Below are 16,349 nucleotides of genomic sequence, written 5' to 3'. Positions count from 1 at the left end.
GAGCGGCAACGGCACGCAACCCACTGGAGAGCAGCCATGAGCTTCGACCGACCGAGTCCGGACGACGACCGCAGGACCGCGAGTGACACCGAGGTGAACGACGCACTGGAGAGCGGCAAGCTCGAACAGGGCGACCACGACTTCGACAAAGTCGATCACGACGACGGCCGCCCTTCGCCCGGTCCGCAGCCCAACACGCCGCGGCGGACACCGAGCGACGAGGACGTCACCACCGGCGACCAAGGTCAGCCGATCGAGCCGCCGGACTGATGGCCCACTACGAAGCGGCGACGACCGTGGACGTAGCGCCGAACATCCTGTTCGACGCGCTGTCCGATCTTGGTCAGCTCCCGCACTACCTGCCCCGGCTGACTGGGCTGCGCTCGACCACGCCGCCGCCCGCGGAGACTCAAGGCCTCGAAGCGCGGCGGCCGTTCGAGCCCGCACATCACGAGGTCGAGGTGACCGCGGACGAGCCTTCCGGTCAGACCGTTCGGAGCGAGGCCTGGATCGACGTGGTCGAGGAGAGTCGCACGATCCGCTGGGGTGTTCCCGGTGATCACGACTACCACGGCGAGCTCGAGGTCGAGTTCGTCGCGGACGGTACGTCGCGCCTCGCCGTACGGCTGGACACCGAGCACGATGCCGATCCGGTGATCAACGACGAACTCGAGCGTACGCTGAGCGCGATCAAGACCTCGTTCGAGCGAACCTCCTGAGGAAGGCCGAAAGCTCTTCGAGGTACTGCGGGCGGTTGTCGCGGCGCACCGAGTGACCGGCACCGGCGAGGTGGGCCGCTCGGAACTCGCCGCCGGCCGCCTGCGCGCACTGGTCGGCGTACTCGGTGGAGATCAGCGAGCCGCGCTCGGTGTCGCCGTGAATCAGCAGCACCGGGCAGGTGATCTTCGCCAGCAGGTCCGTCAGCGCGGCTCCGTCTTGGTACGTCTGCTCGAACAGTCGCGGGTTGACCTGTGCCTTCGACACGGCCCAGGGCTCCAACTCGTCAGCCGCCCAGCCGGGCTCGTCTGACCGGCCCTGCGCGATCCGTGCGGGCAGGTCGAGTGCCCGCAACGACTCCAGCCAGGTCGGCAATGACCAGGCCACGTCCGGCCGCTCGCCTGCCTGACCGGTCGGCGGGTCCTCGATGACCAACGCACGGACGAGGTCCGGCCGCGCCGCAGCCAGGTAGGCGGCCGTCATCGCACCCATCGAGTGCCCGACCACGACCACTCCCCCATCGCGAGGCTGGTCGGACAGCACCAGCGCAGCGTCGGCGCAGAGGGCGTCGTACCGGATGGGCTCGTCCGGGAGGCCGGACTCCCCATGCCCACGTGCGTCGACGGCCAGCGCCCGCACGCCGGGCAGCGCTCCGATCAGCGGCTCCCAGCACTGTGCCGAGTCGGAGAAGCCGTGCAGGAAGGCGACTTCGACCGGCGCCTCATCGGTTCGGTACCACGCCAGCTCACCGGTTCTGCCTCGCACATCGAACATGCTTGCGGACACTAGCGCAGGCCGATGATCGTGTCCTCACCGCGGGCGATGACCGTGTTCCCCACGGCCCGGACACCTAGGTTGCACCGAACATCCTCCGGTACGACGGCCTTGCGGTAACCCGACTGCTCGATGACGTGCAGCTCGCAGCTTCCATTGGTCGCCCGCATCAGCGACGCCACCCGGGCGTCAGCCGTGACCGCAGGGCGCTCCCGATTGAGCGAACCCGTCTGTTGCCACGCGACGCTGCCGTCCGCAGCATTGATCACCGTCACCACGGTCTGGATCTTGTCCTTGCCCGCAGGACAGTTGAGCACCACGATCTGGGCGCCCGCCTGCTCGATCTGCGTGTCGCAGCCCAGGCCGGACGGGAGATCCCGGTGCCACTTGACGTCGCCGGTACGGGCTTCCACCGCGGCCAGTTCCTTGCTCGACCGCAGACCGACGAACAGTCCTCCGCTCACCAGCGAGTCGCGCAGCCATTCACTGCCGTGATCCCAAAGCTTCCGGCCGCTGTGAACGTCCAGCGCCAGCACTTCATTGGCCTTGCCACAACTGCGGTTGAGGAAGACGAGCGCGGTGTCCGCCGTGGCCGTCGCACTGATGGTGGTGCAGCGTCCGGGCTCGAAGGTCCACCGATCATTGCCGTCGGCATCGACCCCGCGCAGCTTGTCGGACCCCTTACCGACGGTCTCGCCGGTGAGCAGCGGATCCGCGTTCTGGATGTCGTGGTCCCGAGTGCCGTACGGCCAGGCGCTTTTGCGGGCGCCGGTGGCAGCGTCGAGCACGAGGTACCCGACGCCGTCGAACTCGGCGAGCAGGAGGCGACCGCCGTCGATCAGCGAGAGATCCGGTACGCCGGTGGCGTCCGAGCGCGAGTAGCGCCAACGCAGTACGCCGGTCACCGGGTCGAGCATCTCGACGGCTCCGGTCGTCCGCGCGGTCGCGATGCCGGACGGCGTACTGATGGCGTTGCGGAAGCCGTCCGAGGTGTAGCCGAAGGACCGGCTGGACCAAGCTGTTTCGCCGGTCAGCTCCGAGCGCGGATTCGACTCGACCGGGCCGCGGGGACCACTGAGGCTCTCATTGGTGTCCAGCAGGTACGCACGCCCGCCCGGCTCCACGGCGAAGACCATCAGCAGCACGAGGACGACCGGGACTGCTATGGCCGGAAGCCACTGCGCACCGGCGGGCTCCGCGCTGAGCGATGCGGCCAGCGCCGCGGCACCGGCGACGATCAGCAGCACCGCCGAGGCGAAGACCAGAGGCACTCGCCATCCGACTCCGATGGCCGGATTCGTGTCCGGAGCCAGGACCAGCACAGCAACCACGCCGAGAAGTCCGACGGCGATCACGCCGCCGCCCACCAGCCGCGAGGTCCGCCCGCGCCGCCGCGAGTAGCGGAACAACAGCGGCACAGCGACGACCGCCAGCACGGCCAGCGTCACCGCCAGCCAGAGGTGGTCCGAGCCGACCTTCGCCGTTCGCCAGGGCGATTGGGTGGCCGCGATGGCCACCATGGCGGCGATCACCGCCGCCACAGTCGCCAGCGCGACGAGAGCTGTTCGTTGCCATCCCCGAAACCGAGTCACAGCAGACGATCATTGCAGACCAATGGGTGACTCAGAGCCGGGGCGGTTCGACTCCCAGTGTGCGGAGGGTCTCGACGTACTGGTCCACATTGCGAAGCTTGACGGTCTCGTAACCCCGGACCAGGTCAGGCAGCTCGGCGAGCTGCACGGCACGGTCGTACGACGTCGGGTCGAGCTCGGCGGCCAGCTCGGTCACCATGGCGCGGTAGTGGTCGCGCAGCGTCCGCTCGACCTTGCGCAGATGCGCGTAGCCGAAGAGGTCCGCGCGGGTCCCGCGCAGCGGCTTCAGCCGGGCCAGGACCCGGAGCGTGCCGTGCGACTTCGGGCCGAACGACATCTTCTTCGTGCGGCCCATCGCCCGCAGTACCGGCGGGTGCAGCTTGAAGGAGACCACACCGCCGGGGAACGACTCGCCGGTGGCGTCGAGGAACTCCGGGTCGGTGAGCAGCCGCGCGACCTCGTACTCGTCCTTGTACGCCGTCAGCTTGAACAGGTTGCGAGCAACCGCCTCGCTGAAGCGGGTCTCGGCGGTGACTGCTTGTTCGGCTTTCGCGATCCCGGTGACGAACTCGACGTACGACGTGGCGAGCTTCTCGCTCTGGTAGCCGACGAGGTCCGTGGCGCGCTGGGTGACGATGCGCAGCAGTTCGCCCTGCAGGCCAGAGGTCGCGACCGCGGCTGGCATCTCGCGCTTGAATGTCCGTGCGGGCGTCGATCCGGCCGCCCGGAACGCTGCCGGGTCGGTGACCGCCACCCGGCCCCACCGGAACGCGGCGATGTTGGCCGCGACCGCGGTGCCGTTGATCTCGATCGCTTCCTCGATCGCCGCGGCGGGGATCCGGAGAGCGCCAGTCTGGTACGCCGCGCCGACGAGCAGGAAGTTCGCGGCGATCGTGTTGCCGAAGATCCGTGCGGCGGCTTCGAGCGCATCGAAGTCGAACAGCTCGGCAGTGGCGGTGCGGACCCGCTCCAGCAGGCCCGCCTCGTCCGGGTGCTGCACGGCCGGGTCGTAGACCATCGCCCCGGTCGCGGTGCGGCTGGTCGAGACGACTGTCCGGGTCGACGCATTGTTGCCGTAGGCAAGGTTCCGGTCCTCGGCCAGCGTGAGCAGGTCGAAGCCGAGGAAGCAGTCCGCGGAACCAGGCGTCAGGCGGTTAGCCGGTTCGAGGTCACCGGCGGCGAACCGCAGGTGGCCGGTGACCGGGCCGGCCTTCTGACTCAACCCCGTCTGGTCGAGCGACTCAGCGGCGTACCCGGCACGCAGTGCGGCCGTGGCGAGCACCTGGTTGACCGTGACGATGCCGGTGCCGCCGATACCGGCCATGAAGACGTTCTGGGTGCTGGTGATTCGTTCCTCGGCGCTGCTCGGCGCTACCGACGGCGGAGTCGGGAAGGCCGCACGCTTGCGAGCCTTCGTGCGGGTACGGCGAGGCGCCGTCTCCACGGTCACGAACGACGGGCAGTCGCCGTCGAGGCAGCTGTAGTCGGTGTTGCAGGAGGTCTGCTCGATGCGCGTCTTGCGGCCGTACTCGGTCTCGACCGGCTGGACCGACAGGCAGTTGCTCTTCACACCACAGTCGCCGCAGCCCTCGCAGACCGCCTCATTGATGACGACCCGCTGCGTCCGGGCCGGCAGGGTGCCACGCTTGCGCTGGCGGCGCGCGTCGGCGGCGCAGTGCTGGTCGTAGATCAGCACTGTCACACCCGGAACCTCGCGCAACATCCGCTGCGCCTCGTCGAGCCGGTCGCGGCTCCAAAGCAAGGTGCCGGGTGCAAGGTCACGCCGGCGGTACCGGTCCGGCTCGTCAGCACAGACGACGATCTTCTTCACACCTTCGGTGTGCAGCTTGTGGCTCAACTGCGGCACCGTCAGCGCACCTTCGGCGTCCTGGGCGCCGGTCATGGCGACGACGTCGTTGTAGAGCACCTTGTAGGTGATGTTCACCCCGGCGGCGATACAGGCCTGTACCGCTAGCTGTCCGGAGTGGAAGAAGGTACCGTCGCCGACGTTCTGGAAGATGTGACCGGCATCGGTGAACCAGGCCTGACCGATCCACTGCGCGCCCTCGCCACCCATCTGAGTGACACCGGTGACCGCGCTGTCCTCGCGGTCGGAGATCGTGACCATGGCGTGGCAGCCGATCCCGCCGCCGCCCATCGAGCCTTCCGGCAGCCCGGTGGAGCGGTTGTGCGGACAGCCGCTGCAGAAGTACGCCGATCGGCTCGTCGAGAGCATCGGGAGCGGAATCCGCTTCGGCGCCGGCGGCGTGATCGCGACCAGGCCGGCGAGCAGGTGCCGCATCGGGGCGAGCAGCCGGCCCGAGGTCAGCTCACCGTCGGCGGGGATCAGCGTCCGGCCGTCGATGTCGCGCTTGCCGACGATCTGCGGCGCGTTCGGCGTGCCGTAGAGAAGCTCGCGGATCTGCGTTTCGACGAACGAGGTCTTGTCCTCGATGACGACGATCCGGCCGAGTCCCTTGGCGAACTCGTGGATGGTGCCGTGGGCAACCGGGCTCATCAGGCCGAGCCGCAGGACCCGGATGCCGGCCTGGACGAGGGCGTCGTCGGTGACGCCGAGATCGGTCATGGCCTGGCGCATCGAGTCGTAGCAGCTGCCGGAGGCAACGAAACCGACGGTCGCGTGGACCGGGTCGATGTCGAGTACGTCGAGGTTGTTGGCGACGGCGTACGCGCGAACGAGCTCGGTGCGCGGACCCACCAGGTCGGCCTCGGCGCGCACGATCGCGTCCGGGCGAAGCACCATCGGGCGCTGTTCGTAGGTGTAGGGCTTGCCTTCCCACTGGATCGCCGGCACGACCGGCATCACGTCACCGGCGGCCGCACCAACCGCCCAGGCGCCATCGGCGACGTCCGCGACGATCTTGAGCGCGACCACGCAGCCCGTCGTCCGGGACAGCTCGATCGCGTGCAGGCCGAGCGTCACGATCTCGGCCGCGTTGCGCGGGAACAGGACCGGAATCCCCAGCGCCGCAAGGGATCGCTCGCTCACTGCCGGGACGGTCGACGACTTCGACGCCGGATCGTCTCCGACCAGCAGTACGGCGCCGCCGCGCGGGTTGACGCCGTACATGTTGGCGTGGCGGAGGGCGTCGGTGGCGCGGTCCACGCCCGGGCCCTTGCCGTACCAGAAACCGGTGATGCCGTCATGCGTGCGCTGGCCGAGCGGCAGCTCGATCTGGCTCCCCCACACGGAGGTCGCGGCGAGCTCCTCGTTGAGGCCGGGGACGAACCGGACATCGTTCTCGTCCATGACGTCGCGCAAGTCGGCCAGCAACTTGTCGAGCCCGCCGAGCGGACTGCCCTGGTAGCCGGAGACGAACGAGGCGGTCCGCAGACCACGCCGCCGATCGAGCGCCCGATGCTCGACGAGCAGCCGCGCGATCGCCTGGACGCCGGTCAGCAGCGTCGGCGGTCCGGACGGCCGGAAACGATCGTCGAGGTCGTACGGCAGGGCGGCGAGCCGCTCCACTGTGATCTCGGCGGGGGCGATGGCAGTCATCGGCTCTCCAGGGTGCGCGGCGGGTTCCGCTCAGCGTGAGGGCTGGTGGCCACGGTCACAAGAGACGTCGTCGAGTTTGGCGACGATCCGCAACTCTCACGAAGCCTGGAGGCGCTCACACGCAACAAAGGCGGTGTTCGAGGTACTGTTTGTTGCATGGCTGAGCAGGCGACGCTGGACTCCACCGACCACACGATCCTCGATCTTCTCCGCGAGAACGCCCGTCGCCCCCTGCGCGAGATCGCCACCGCCGTCGGCCTCACCGTCGCCCCGGTCCAGCGCCGCATCGCCCGCCTCGAAAAGCTCGGCGTCATCGAGCGCTACACGGTCCAGATCAACCACGGCCGCATCGCCACCGGCATCGAGGCGATGACCGAGCTCCACTTCGCCGACGACCTCGACCTCGCCCAGATCATGGAGTTCGTCGCCCAGATCCCCGAGGTCAAAGAAGTCCTCACCCTCGCCGGCGACCCCGACGCCCTCGTCCGCATCCAGGTCGAAGGCGTCGAAGACCTCCGCCGCGTAGTCAGCTCACTGCGCTCCGCCGAAGCCATCGCCAGCACCAAAACCCTGGTCGTCCTCGAACAGTGGACCCGCCGCACCTGACCGCCGAACCTGACTCCGCGACTGAAGCCATCGTGGCGAGTGCGACAAGTACGCCGCCGACTGTGACCTCCGTGCCGCCGGCAATCGGTTGCCGACGACACAGTCCGCACAGTCGCCGATCGGGCTGCTTGTCACGGCGCGTCGAGTGAACCCACCGTGCAGGTCCATCCCGGGATCGGGGCGGCGGACCGCCACAGCACGCGCGACCGAAGCCACCGTGACGAGTGCGACAAGTGCGCCCCGACTGTGACCTCCGGGTTGCTGGCAATCGGTTGCCGACGACACAGTCCGCACAGTCGAGTCGGACTGCTTGTTATGGCACGTCGAGTGAATCCACCGTGCACCGACGGGGTGCGAGTGAACCCACTGTGCCCGGCAAGTACGGCGCACCACCTGCATGGGGAGCGGGAGAGGGAGTTATCCACAGATTGCGAAGTCGTCGGTTTTCGGCGCTCCGACGCCCATATGTTCTTGGGTAAAGGAGGTGCTCGATGAGCGCTCGCAGGAAGATCACCGGCCGCGTGGGCGGCCGGCAGGCAGTGGAGCAGCTACACCCGGTTTTGTTGCCCTTGACAATGACTCAGGTGGACCGCCTGGTGCGGCTGGCGGAGGACGCCACCTCCGCGCGGGGATTCCCGATGCGGTTCGACGGCTCGAGTGCGCTGGTACCGATCGGAGCCGACGGAGCTGCGGTGGACGACGGCATGGTCGCCGGCCTGGTGAACCTCGCTCGCACCGTCGGCGGGTTGCCGCGACAGCGCTGGCGCGCGGCGGTGGCTGCGCACTTCGATCAGATGGGCGACGGCAGCCTGCCGACGGTTCCAGAGAATCTGGACAACGAGCTCTATCTTCGCCTGGTCGATGCCGCCGGCATCCAGACCGACTGGCTCGACCGCGTCCCCGAGTTCGTGCCCGGCGTCGTGACCGCGCCCGCCACCTACACCGGGCGGGCGGTCGCGATGCACTTCGACCTCGACAGCCTCGGGATCCCCTGGCACGACATCACCCGCATCGGCCTGGCCAACCTCCGCCGCCTCAAAGACACCGTCGAGTACGTCGAGGTCCAGGGCGGGGATGTCGCCGTACTGACCGGCAGCATGTTCACAGCATCCCGGGCCCTCGTCCTCGACACCGTCCTGCGCGAATCACTGCACGTCGAGAATCCCCCCTTCGGCTGCCTCGTCGCCCTGCCCGCCCGTGACCTTCTGCTCGTCCACGTGATGCGAGATCCCGCCGTCGTCTACGCCTGCACGGCAATGGTCAGGATGGCGAACCGCTTCTACTCTGAATCGCCCGGCCCCGTCAGTCCCCACCTCTACTACGTCACCGAGAACGAGTGGCACCAGCTCACCGACTACAGCAGCGGCACCGCCGACCTCAAGCGCGTCCCTTCGTTTTCCCAAGCCATGCACCACATCGAAGCCTCCCAGAAACTCGGTTGACCCGGTCGCAGCAATGGCGAAGGGTGCTGGACATGCTGACAGCCGACGAGATTGCGTCGTTCGTGCGGGACGGGTTCGTGGTCGTGCGCGGTGCTGTACCGCGACCTGTGGTGGACGCCTGTGTAGACGTGATCTGGGAGGAGCTGGAGATGCGCGGCATCAGCCGAGCTGACGCTGCATCCTGGACGAAGCCGGTTGAGCGGATCGAGTGCCCCTGGGAAGGGCGCCAGGGGCAGCCGTTCGCGGCTGCGGGCACGGCCGGTGCGCTGTGGGAGGCGTACGACCAGTTGATCGGGCCGGACAAGTGGTGGAGGCGTGAAGGTGTGGGCGGCACCATTCCGGTTCGGTTCCCGCATCCGGCTGATCCTGGAGACGCCGGCTGGCACATCGAGACCAGCTACCTGGACGGCGGCAGCTGGCGAGCGAATGTCCGGAGTCGCGAGCGCGGTTTGCTCTCGCTCTTCCTCCTCACCGACGTCAGCGCCGACGATGCCCCAACACGCATCCGAGTGGGCTCGCACGCGGATGCTGCGCGCGTCTTGGCGCCAGCAGGCGTCAACGGGTTGACGATGGCTGAATCGGGGCCGCCGATCGTCGAGGCGAGCGCCGATCGCCCCGTCGTCGAGGCCACGGGCGCCGCAGGTGACGTCTACTTGTGCCATCCGTTTCTGGTTCACGCCGCCTCGTGGCCGCATCGCGGTACGACTCCTCGGATCATCGCGCAGCCAGGCGTCGCCCTGCTGGAACCCTTCCCGCTGACAGACCGGAGCACAGCACACCCTGTCGAGGCGGCCATCCTGGCCGCGATCGCTTGACCTGGAGCGCGCTCCAGGAGGAACGCTGCCGGCATGAGCACACTTGACCTTGCGCTGGGCGCGATGGAGTTCGGGACCAGGATCGACGAGAAGACCTCGTTCGCGTTGCTCGACCAGTACGTCGCTGAGGGTGGCGTGTGGATCGATACGGCGAACTGTTATGCGTTCTGGCAGTCGGAGAGTGGATTCGGCGGGCAGAGTGAGGAGCTGCTGGGGCGGTGGCTGGCGCGTCGGCCGGGTGTCCGCGAGAAGGTGCGGATCGCGACGAAGGTCGGCTGGGAGCCGAAGGTGGTCGGTGGATTCCCGGAGCAGACCGAAGGGCTCGGATCGGCGGCTATCGACGCGGCGGTGGAGACCTCGCTGCGCCGGATGGGGGTCGAGCACCTGGATCTCTACTGGGCGCACCGCGACGACCGGAACACGCCGATGGAGGAGACGATCGCCGCATTCGGCCGGCATCACGCGGCCGGCACGATCGGCCAGGTCGGCCTGTCGAACTGGGCGATCTGGCGGGTCGAGCGTGCCCGGGGCCTGGCGGCACAGCTCGGTGTGGTCGAGCCGACTGCGTTGCAGCTGCGGTACTCGTACCTCCAGCCGCGACCCTTCGTCCGTGGCCGAATCCACGATCACCGCTTCGGGTGGGTCACTGACGAGGTCCTCGATTTCGTCGAGAACCAGCAGCAGTGGGAGCTGTGGGCCTACAGCCCGCTGATGACCGGTGCGTACGAGCGGGACGATCGGCCGATCAACGAGGCCTTCGACCACCCGGGGACGACCCGGCGGCTGGAAGCACTCGGGAAGGTGGCCGCGGAGCTCGGCGTCAGCCGGAGCAGCGTCGTGGTGGCCTGGCTGTGTGGCGAGACTCCCCCAGTCCGCCCGATCATCGGCGCGAGCCGGCCGGAGCAGCTCACCGCCGCGATCGCCGGCGCTCGTTTGGAGCTGAGCGCCGAACAGCGCGCGCAGCTCGACGAGGCCTGGTAGGTCGTCAGGCTGTGGCGGACTCCTCGGCCTGCCGGGCGCCGTAGTACGCGATCTTGTCGTCCAGCACGCCCAACGCAGCGTCCATCCGGGCCATGTGTTCGACCAGCGCGGCCCGGCGTTCCCGCAGGAACTCCACGCGGGACGCCGGGTCGCCCGTCGTACGGAGTAGTTCGGTGAAGCGCTGGATGTCCGAGATGCCCAGCCCGGCGTCGCGCAGACAGGTCACGACACCGATCCAGGCGAGATCGCCTTCGGTGAAGACCCGCCGGCCGCCGGGCAGCCGCTCGATCGGACCGATCAGCGCCTCGCGTTCGTAGTACCGCAGAGTGTCCAGGCTGAGTCCGGTCAGCTCTGCCGCCTCACCGGGCGAGTATTGGCCGTTCCTCGTCATGCCTTCGATTTTTCCACGCCGGTCGCCGCGGCGATGACTGTGGTGAGGCGGCCGTGCAGGTCCATCAGCTCGTCGACGTCCATCCCCAGCCGCTCCACGATCGCCGGCGGAACCTCGAGCGCCTTCTCGCGCAGCTTGCGGCCTGCCGGAGTGAGGGCGACGGCCAGTGCACGCTCGTCGGTCGCCGAGCGGTCACGCCGCAGCAGACCGGCCGCTTCGAGGCGCTTGAGCAACGGCGACAGCGTGGCCGGCTCGAGCTGCAGCATGCGGGACAGGTCCTTCACCGACACCGGCTCGTGCTCCCACAGCGCCAGCATCACCAAGTACTGCGGGTGGGTCAGGCCCATCGGTTCGAGCACCGGACGGTACAGCGCGATCACCGTCCGGGCCGCGACCGCGAGCGCGAAACAGACCTGATGCTCGAGCGCCAGCGGGTTCTCCGCGGCCGGCGTGATCTCGGTCTCTGCCATGTACTGAGTGTACCAATGATCTGTACACTAATACTTAGTACCCTAAGCATTAGGAGCGATGATGGAGCAGACCCAGGAGCGCCGCGTGATCCGTCGCCGGCGCACTCCCCGCCCGATGAACATCGAGACCGTTCAGCGGTGGGTCGCCTCCGCCATCCTGTTCCACGTCGGCAGCGTTCCCGCGATCACGCTGGCCGTCTACAGCATCGGCGTGGCCGCCGACGACTTCGGCCGCGGTGTCGGCCTCTGGATCATGTCCGGCGTGATCGGCCTGCTGACCGCCGCCGGGATCCTCGCCATCTTCCGGCGCTCGATCCTGTCGTTCTGGCTGCTGCTCGGCATCCTGCCGACCGTCGTCACCGGCTTCTTCATCTTCTGACTGGGTACTGTTCGACGGTGACGACCGCACGAGTGGCCGCCGGTCTGGCCGCGGTCAGCCTCGGTACGGCGACCTTCGCCGGCCTGGCCGATTCCGCGACCGAGGGTGACGACCTGGCCGCCTTCGACCCGCAGCTGACCGCGACGTTCGTGGACCACCGGATCGCCCTGCTCACCCCGCTGGCCCGAGCCATCACGTTCCTCGGCGACATCCCGGTGCTGACCGGGCTGACCATCGTCGTCGCGCTGCTGATCCGGACGCGCACCCGGCGCTGGCGCCCGGCGATCATCCTCGCCGTCGGCATGCTCGGTGCGGCCGCGCTCACCTTCGGCCTGAAGGTCCTGATCGCCCGCCAGCGCCCCGACGTCTCGATCGTGATCGGAACCGTCAGCACCGGCTTCTCGTTCCCCTCCGGCCACAGCCTGAGCGCGACCGTGTTCTTCATCCTGCTCGCCGCTCTGTTCTGGCACTCGAACGCTCGTCGCGTCACCAAGTTCGCCGTCATCGCCGCGGCCGTACTGCTCAGCCTCGCGGTCGGCCTCAGTCGCATCTACCTCGGCTATCACTGGGCGACCGACGTACTGGCCGGCTGGACGCTGGCCCTCACCTGGCTCGCACTCCTCGCGACCGTGCTGACCTTCCTCGGCAGATCAAAGGCGAGCCAGGGCACGGCGGAGCGGATCGAGCCCGAGTGAGCCGAGGTTGAGCGCGTCGCGGTGGAAGCTCCGCAGGTCGAAGTCGGCACCCTGGCGTTGTTTGGCCTCGTCCCGGGCCTGCAGCCAGCTACGCTCACCCAGCTTGTACGACGGCGCCTGGCCCGGCCAGCCGAGGTAGCGATTGAGCTCCGCCTGCAGGAACGCCGTCTCCATCCGCGAATGCGCCCGGAGGAACTCGAAGCCGAGGTCCGCGTTCCAGGTCTCCCCCGGCCGCCACCCGAACGGGTTGTCCCGCGGAATCTCCAGCTCGAGGTGCATGCCGATGTCGACGATCACCCGCGCCGCCCGGAAGCCCTGCGCGTCCAGCATGCCGAACCGCGCGCCCGGCTCGTCGAGATAGCCCAGTTCTTCCATCAACCGCTCGGCGTACAGGCCCCAGCCTTCGCCGTGGCCGGAGACCCAGCAACCGACGCGCTGCCAGCGGTTCAGCAGGTCCGCGCGCACCATCGTCTGACCGACCTGGAGGTGATGCCCCGGAACGCCTTCGTGGTAGACGGTCGTGACCTCACGCCAGGTCGCGAAGTCCTCGATCCCGGCCGGCACCGCCCACCACATCTGGCCCGGCCGCGTGGTCAGGTCCTCACTCGGCGGCGTGTAGTAGATGACGCCTTCCGACGTCGGCGCGATCATGCACTCGATCCGCCGGATCGCCTCCGGGATGTCGAAGTGCTTACCACCCAGCTCCCGGACGGCGCCGTCGGCGAGCTCCTGCATCCAGTCCCGAAACGCTTCCTTGCCGTGGATCTTTCGCGCCGGATCCGCATCCAGTACGGCGGCCAGCGCCGGAATACTGCGGTCGCCGCCGTTCAGCGCGGCGGCGATCGTCTGCATCTCCTGCTCGATCCGGGCCAGCTCCTGCCAGCCCCAGGCATATGCCTCCTCGAGATCGAGCGTCGCGCCGAGGTGATACCGAGAAGCCAGCTGATACACCTCGCGGCCGACCGCGTCCCGACTCGGCGCCTGCGGCAACAAGTCGCTGATCAGCCACTGCCCGAACTCCCCGAACGCCTTACTGGCCGCGATCGCCGCCGCCTCGACCCGCGCCTTGACTGCCGACTCCGGCGCCGTCGCGGTCAGCCCGACGAAGTAGTCGTTGCCCTCAGCACCTGTCCACTCGGCGATCCGCTGCGCCAGCACCCGCACCTGCCGGGCCGCCGACACCCGCCCCGCCGCAGCCTGCTCCAGCAACGTCTCGCGATACCCGTCGAGCGTCGTACCGACCTGGTTCAACCGGGTCCCGAGCTTCTCCCAGTCCTGTTCGGTCGCGGTCGGCATCAAGTCGAAGACCGCCCGGAGCTCGACCGGCACACAAGAGATCCCGTTCAGCTCGTACTGCGGCACACAAGCCTCGTACCGCTCAGCCTCCAGCTCGATGCGCTCCAGCAACGCGTCCTTCGCCGTTTCCTCCCGAAACGACCCGACCTCGACCGCCTTGGCCTCGGCGATCGTCGCCCGATGCAGTTCGAGCAGCGCCGCGAACCCACCCGGCGACCGATCCGGCAACGCGTCGTCGTACCCCTGCACTCCCATAATCGTCGCCGCCGCCGGCGACAACTCCGCATGCGCCACCAAGAAGCGCTCAGATACCTCGTCGATCAGGCTCCGCGGTGCCGTCGTCTCCGTCATCGAGCGACCGTACAGCCGGACACGCACCCCCGGAATGCCTTGCTGCGCAGGTTTTCCCCGGACTTTCAGCACTTTTTTCACGCCCCGAATTCACCCCAGCGCTGGACTGAGCCCGCCGACCCCTCGGCCACCGAAGGATTTCCCTGAGTTTCCCGATTTTTCCGCCTGATCGCTTCCGGATCAGGGATCGGACTCGCAGTATTCCGGTCATCAGGCCGCCCGCCCGAAGCGGCCCAGAAACCGGAGGAGCGCACCCCCATGCGATCTTTCACGCCAAGTCCCCGTGCGCTGGCCCTCGTCCTGGCCGGCGCGGCGCTCGCCTTCAGTCCGGTCACCGGCCAGGCGGCAGCCAAGCTCCCCGCCGACGCCGTGAACGACTGCTTCGTCCCACCGGCCAGCGCGGCCGCGAAGGGTGGCCGTGGCGCGGACACCCGCGACATCAGCGTGGCCGAGCAGAAGGCCATCGAGGCCCGGACCGCCCAACTGCTGAAGGCCAAGGCCGCCCGCGGCGTGGCCGTGCCGAAGGGCGCGCTCGCCGCCGCGACGGTTCCCGTCTACATCAACGTGATGCGGGACGCTGCTGGCAACGGCGATGTGACCGACACTCAGATCGCGCAGCAGATCGCCGTACTGAACAAGACGTTCGGTGGTCAGGAGTCGTCGGCCGCGGCCAACACCGGCTTCACCTTCACGCTGGCCGGCACCTACCGCTACAACAACAGCAACTGGCACAAGGACAAGCAGAGCTCGACCTACCGCAAGCAGACCCGCAAGGGCGGCAAGAACGCGCTGAACATCTGGCTGGTCGACTTCGCCTACCTCGGCATCGCCACGTTCCCGTGGGACTACGCCCGCAACCCGGGCATCGACGGGATCCGCGTCCAGTACACCTCCCTGCCGGGCGGTTCGGCGACCAACTACAACCTCGGTGAGACCGCGACCCACGAGGCCGGCCACTGGTTCGGGCTCTACCACACGTTCCAGGGTGGCTGCACGAGCACGAACGACGAGGTCTCGGACACGCCGGCGCAGAGCAGCTCGACCAACGGCTGCCCCGAGGGCCGGGACTCCTGCTCGCTGCCGGGCCTGGACCCGATTCACAACTACATGGACTACTCCTACGACTCCTGCTACAACCAGTTCACCCCGGGTCAGAGCTCCCGGATCAGCTCGATGTGGACCGCGTACCGCGCCTGATCCACCCCGCTCAGCAGCCGCTCCGGCAGTGACGGAGCGGCTGCTGGCATTTACGGGGAGTGATTCCGGCATCGATTCGACCCCTCAATCGTTACCGTCAGTTGTTGTCTGGGGCAACAATGCGCGCATACTGCTACTGAGAGTTCCGTAGCGATGCCGAGCCGAATCGAGGCCCAGTATGGCCGTACTGTCAGTCAGCAGGTCTCGGCTGGGCAGCCTCGTCGCTGCCGCCGGAACCCTGTCGTTGCTGGGCGGCGCCGCCGCCCTGGCCGCTCCCGCGGCCGCTACCGTCGCCCCACCGCTCGTTGCCACCGGCCCCCAAGCTCCGGGGAACAACGGCACGATCAAGATCGAGGGCGTCGACATCCAGAGCGGGCCGCCGGACAACAACCCGCACCAGGGCTGCTCGTTCGTGGTCGAGTTCTACAACTACGACCAGGGCAACCTGAGCGCGAGCGTCGAGTTCGACGACCGGCCGCCGACCAACAACGTCGGCCTCAAGGTGGAATCCGGTGACCTGACCCCGTTCATCGGCGGCGATCCGGCCGGCGGCGGCAACGACCTGGACGCCAAGGAGACCTACACGCTCTCGTTCACCGGGCAGCCGCATCCCCAGCAGGGCTACCACGTGAAGATCACCATCCACGCCGACGGCTCGAAGGGCGCGGACGTGAAGCACAAGACCTTCTGGGTCGAGGGCTGCACCCCGCCGACCACCCCGCCCACCACCACGCCTCCGACCACCGAACCGCCGACGACCACGCCGCCGACGACCGAGCCCCCGACCACGACGCCGCCCACCACGACGCCGCCGACGACCACCAAGCCGCCCACGACCAAGCCCCCGACGACCGCTCCGCCGACCACGAGGCCGCCCACCACGGCTCCGACCACCCATCCGACGAGCCGGCACACCACCACACCGGTGGTGACGAGCTCCGACGAGCCGACGACCGTCGTACCGACGGCGGTCGACGCGGGTCTCGGTAGTGATCCGAATGCCGGCGCGGCGGACAGCAGCCCGTTCACTCTGCTCGGCGGCGGCCTGCTGGTGGCCGGTGGGCTGATGCTGGCCGCGGGCGCCGCAATCGTGCTCCGGCGGCGGGGCCGGCACAGTAGCTGA

Annotated in this window: 16 protein-coding genes; 10 read left to right on the top strand and 6 right to left on the bottom strand. The window is 68.5% G+C overall.

Annotation, left to right across the window (positions count from 1 at the left end):
• Positions 1-36 precede the first annotated feature (36 nt).
• Both ABZS29_RS20050 and ABZS29_RS20045 read left to right on the top strand, forming a co-directional pair.
• Complete coding sequence (locus ABZS29_RS20050; RefSeq protein ID WP_355463758.1) at positions 37-270, top strand: hypothetical protein; 234 nt, start codon at positions 37-39, stop codon at positions 268-270.
• Positions 270-719: an SRPBCC family protein gene (locus ABZS29_RS20045; RefSeq protein WP_355463757.1), complete on the top strand. Its 450-nt coding sequence runs from the start codon at positions 270-272 to the stop codon at positions 717-719. Before ABZS29_RS20050 ends, ABZS29_RS20045 begins: the two co-directional genes overlap by 1 nt.
• On the opposite strand, the gene ABZS29_RS20040 is transcribed toward ABZS29_RS20045, so the two are convergent.
• From ABZS29_RS20040 to ABZS29_RS20030, 3 genes are read right to left on the bottom strand one after another with little or no spacing between them, the layout of a single operon-like run.
• The gene (locus tag ABZS29_RS20040; protein WP_355463756.1) at positions 691-1,491 is read right to left on the bottom strand and encodes an alpha/beta hydrolase; all 801 of its coding nucleotides are present in this window, start codon (positions 1,489-1,491) and stop codon (positions 691-693) included. The two genes, ABZS29_RS20045 and ABZS29_RS20040, sit on opposite strands and share 29 nt — an antisense overlap.
• Before the next feature lie 11 nt (positions 1,492-1,502).
• Positions 1,503-3,083 (bottom strand): PQQ-binding-like beta-propeller repeat protein, encoded by a 1,581-nt coding sequence (locus tag ABZS29_RS20035; RefSeq protein ID WP_355463755.1) that lies wholly within the window; start codon positions 3,081-3,083, stop codon positions 1,503-1,505.
• Between the two features lie 31 nt (positions 3,084-3,114).
• The gene (locus ABZS29_RS20030; RefSeq protein WP_355463754.1) at positions 3,115-6,603 is read right to left on the bottom strand and encodes an indolepyruvate ferredoxin oxidoreductase family protein; all 3,489 of its coding nucleotides are present in this window, start codon (positions 6,601-6,603) and stop codon (positions 3,115-3,117) included.
• 156 nt (positions 6,604-6,759) lie between these two features.
• Between ABZS29_RS20030 and ABZS29_RS20025 the strand changes: the two genes are divergently transcribed.
• The 4 genes from ABZS29_RS20025 to ABZS29_RS20010 all read left to right on the top strand — a co-directional run bounded on the left by ABZS29_RS20025 (position 6,760) and on the right by ABZS29_RS20010 (position 10,447).
• Positions 6,760-7,209: an Lrp/AsnC family transcriptional regulator gene (locus ABZS29_RS20025; RefSeq protein WP_355463753.1), complete on the top strand. Its 450-nt coding sequence runs from the start codon at positions 6,760-6,762 to the stop codon at positions 7,207-7,209.
• 491 nt (positions 7,210-7,700) lie between these two features.
• Complete coding sequence (locus tag ABZS29_RS20020; RefSeq protein ID WP_355463752.1) at positions 7,701-8,651, top strand: hypothetical protein; 951 nt, start codon at positions 7,701-7,703, stop codon at positions 8,649-8,651.
• A 32-nt stretch (positions 8,652-8,683) separates the two neighbouring features.
• Positions 8,684-9,466: a phytanoyl-CoA dioxygenase family protein gene (locus tag ABZS29_RS20015; RefSeq protein ID WP_355463751.1), complete on the top strand. Its 783-nt coding sequence runs from the start codon at positions 8,684-8,686 to the stop codon at positions 9,464-9,466.
• Between the two features lie 33 nt (positions 9,467-9,499).
• A complete protein-coding gene (locus tag ABZS29_RS20010) occupies positions 9,500-10,447 on the top strand; it encodes an aldo/keto reductase (RefSeq protein WP_355463750.1) in 948 nt (315 codons plus the stop codon).
• A 4-nt stretch (positions 10,448-10,451) separates the two neighbouring features.
• On the opposite strand, the gene ABZS29_RS20005 is transcribed toward ABZS29_RS20010, so the two are convergent.
• Entirely contained in the window at positions 10,452-10,838 is a 387-nt protein-coding gene (locus ABZS29_RS20005) for a MerR family transcriptional regulator (protein WP_355463749.1), read from the bottom strand.
• A complete protein-coding gene (locus ABZS29_RS20000; RefSeq protein WP_355463748.1) occupies positions 10,835-11,308 on the bottom strand; it encodes a MarR family transcriptional regulator in 474 nt (157 codons plus the stop codon). The genes ABZS29_RS20005 and ABZS29_RS20000 overlap by 4 nt, the downstream gene beginning before the upstream one ends.
• A gap of 61 nt (positions 11,309-11,369) precedes the next feature.
• Here ABZS29_RS20000 and ABZS29_RS19995 point away from each other — a divergent pair, with 61 nt between their 5' ends.
• Together ABZS29_RS19995 and ABZS29_RS19990 are read left to right on the top strand one after the other, a co-directional pair.
• Positions 11,370-11,687 (top strand): hypothetical protein, encoded by a 318-nt coding sequence (locus ABZS29_RS19995; protein ID WP_355463747.1) that lies wholly within the window; start codon positions 11,370-11,372, stop codon positions 11,685-11,687.
• A 17-nt stretch (positions 11,688-11,704) separates the two neighbouring features.
• Positions 11,705-12,382 (top strand): phosphatase PAP2 family protein, encoded by a 678-nt coding sequence (locus ABZS29_RS19990; RefSeq protein WP_355463746.1) that lies wholly within the window; start codon positions 11,705-11,707, stop codon positions 12,380-12,382.
• Here ABZS29_RS19990 and ABZS29_RS19985 read toward each other — a convergent pair.
• Positions 12,338-14,029, bottom strand: coding sequence for a DUF885 domain-containing protein (locus ABZS29_RS19985; protein ID WP_355463745.1), 1,692 nt, complete (start codon positions 14,027-14,029; stop codon positions 12,338-12,340). The two genes, ABZS29_RS19990 and ABZS29_RS19985, sit on opposite strands and share 45 nt — an antisense overlap.
• Positions 14,030-14,287: 258 nt before the next feature.
• On the opposite strand from ABZS29_RS19985, the gene ABZS29_RS19980 reads away from it, so the two are divergent.
• Positions 14,288-15,226 carry a zinc metalloprotease gene (locus tag ABZS29_RS19980; protein ID WP_355463744.1) on the top strand — a complete coding sequence of 313 codons (939 nt, stop codon included), beginning with the start codon at positions 14,288-14,290 and terminating at the stop codon, positions 15,224-15,226.
• Positions 15,227-15,404: 178 nt separating this feature from the next.
• Positions 15,405-16,349 (top strand): hypothetical protein, encoded by a 945-nt coding sequence (locus ABZS29_RS19975; protein WP_355463743.1) that lies wholly within the window; start codon positions 15,405-15,407, stop codon positions 16,347-16,349.

Source organism: Kribbella sp. NPDC005582 (assembly GCF_040605415.1).
Taxonomy (GTDB): domain Bacteria; phylum Actinomycetota; class Actinomycetes; order Propionibacteriales; family Kribbellaceae; genus Kribbella.
This window is presented reverse-complemented; position numbering and strand designations above follow the sequence as displayed.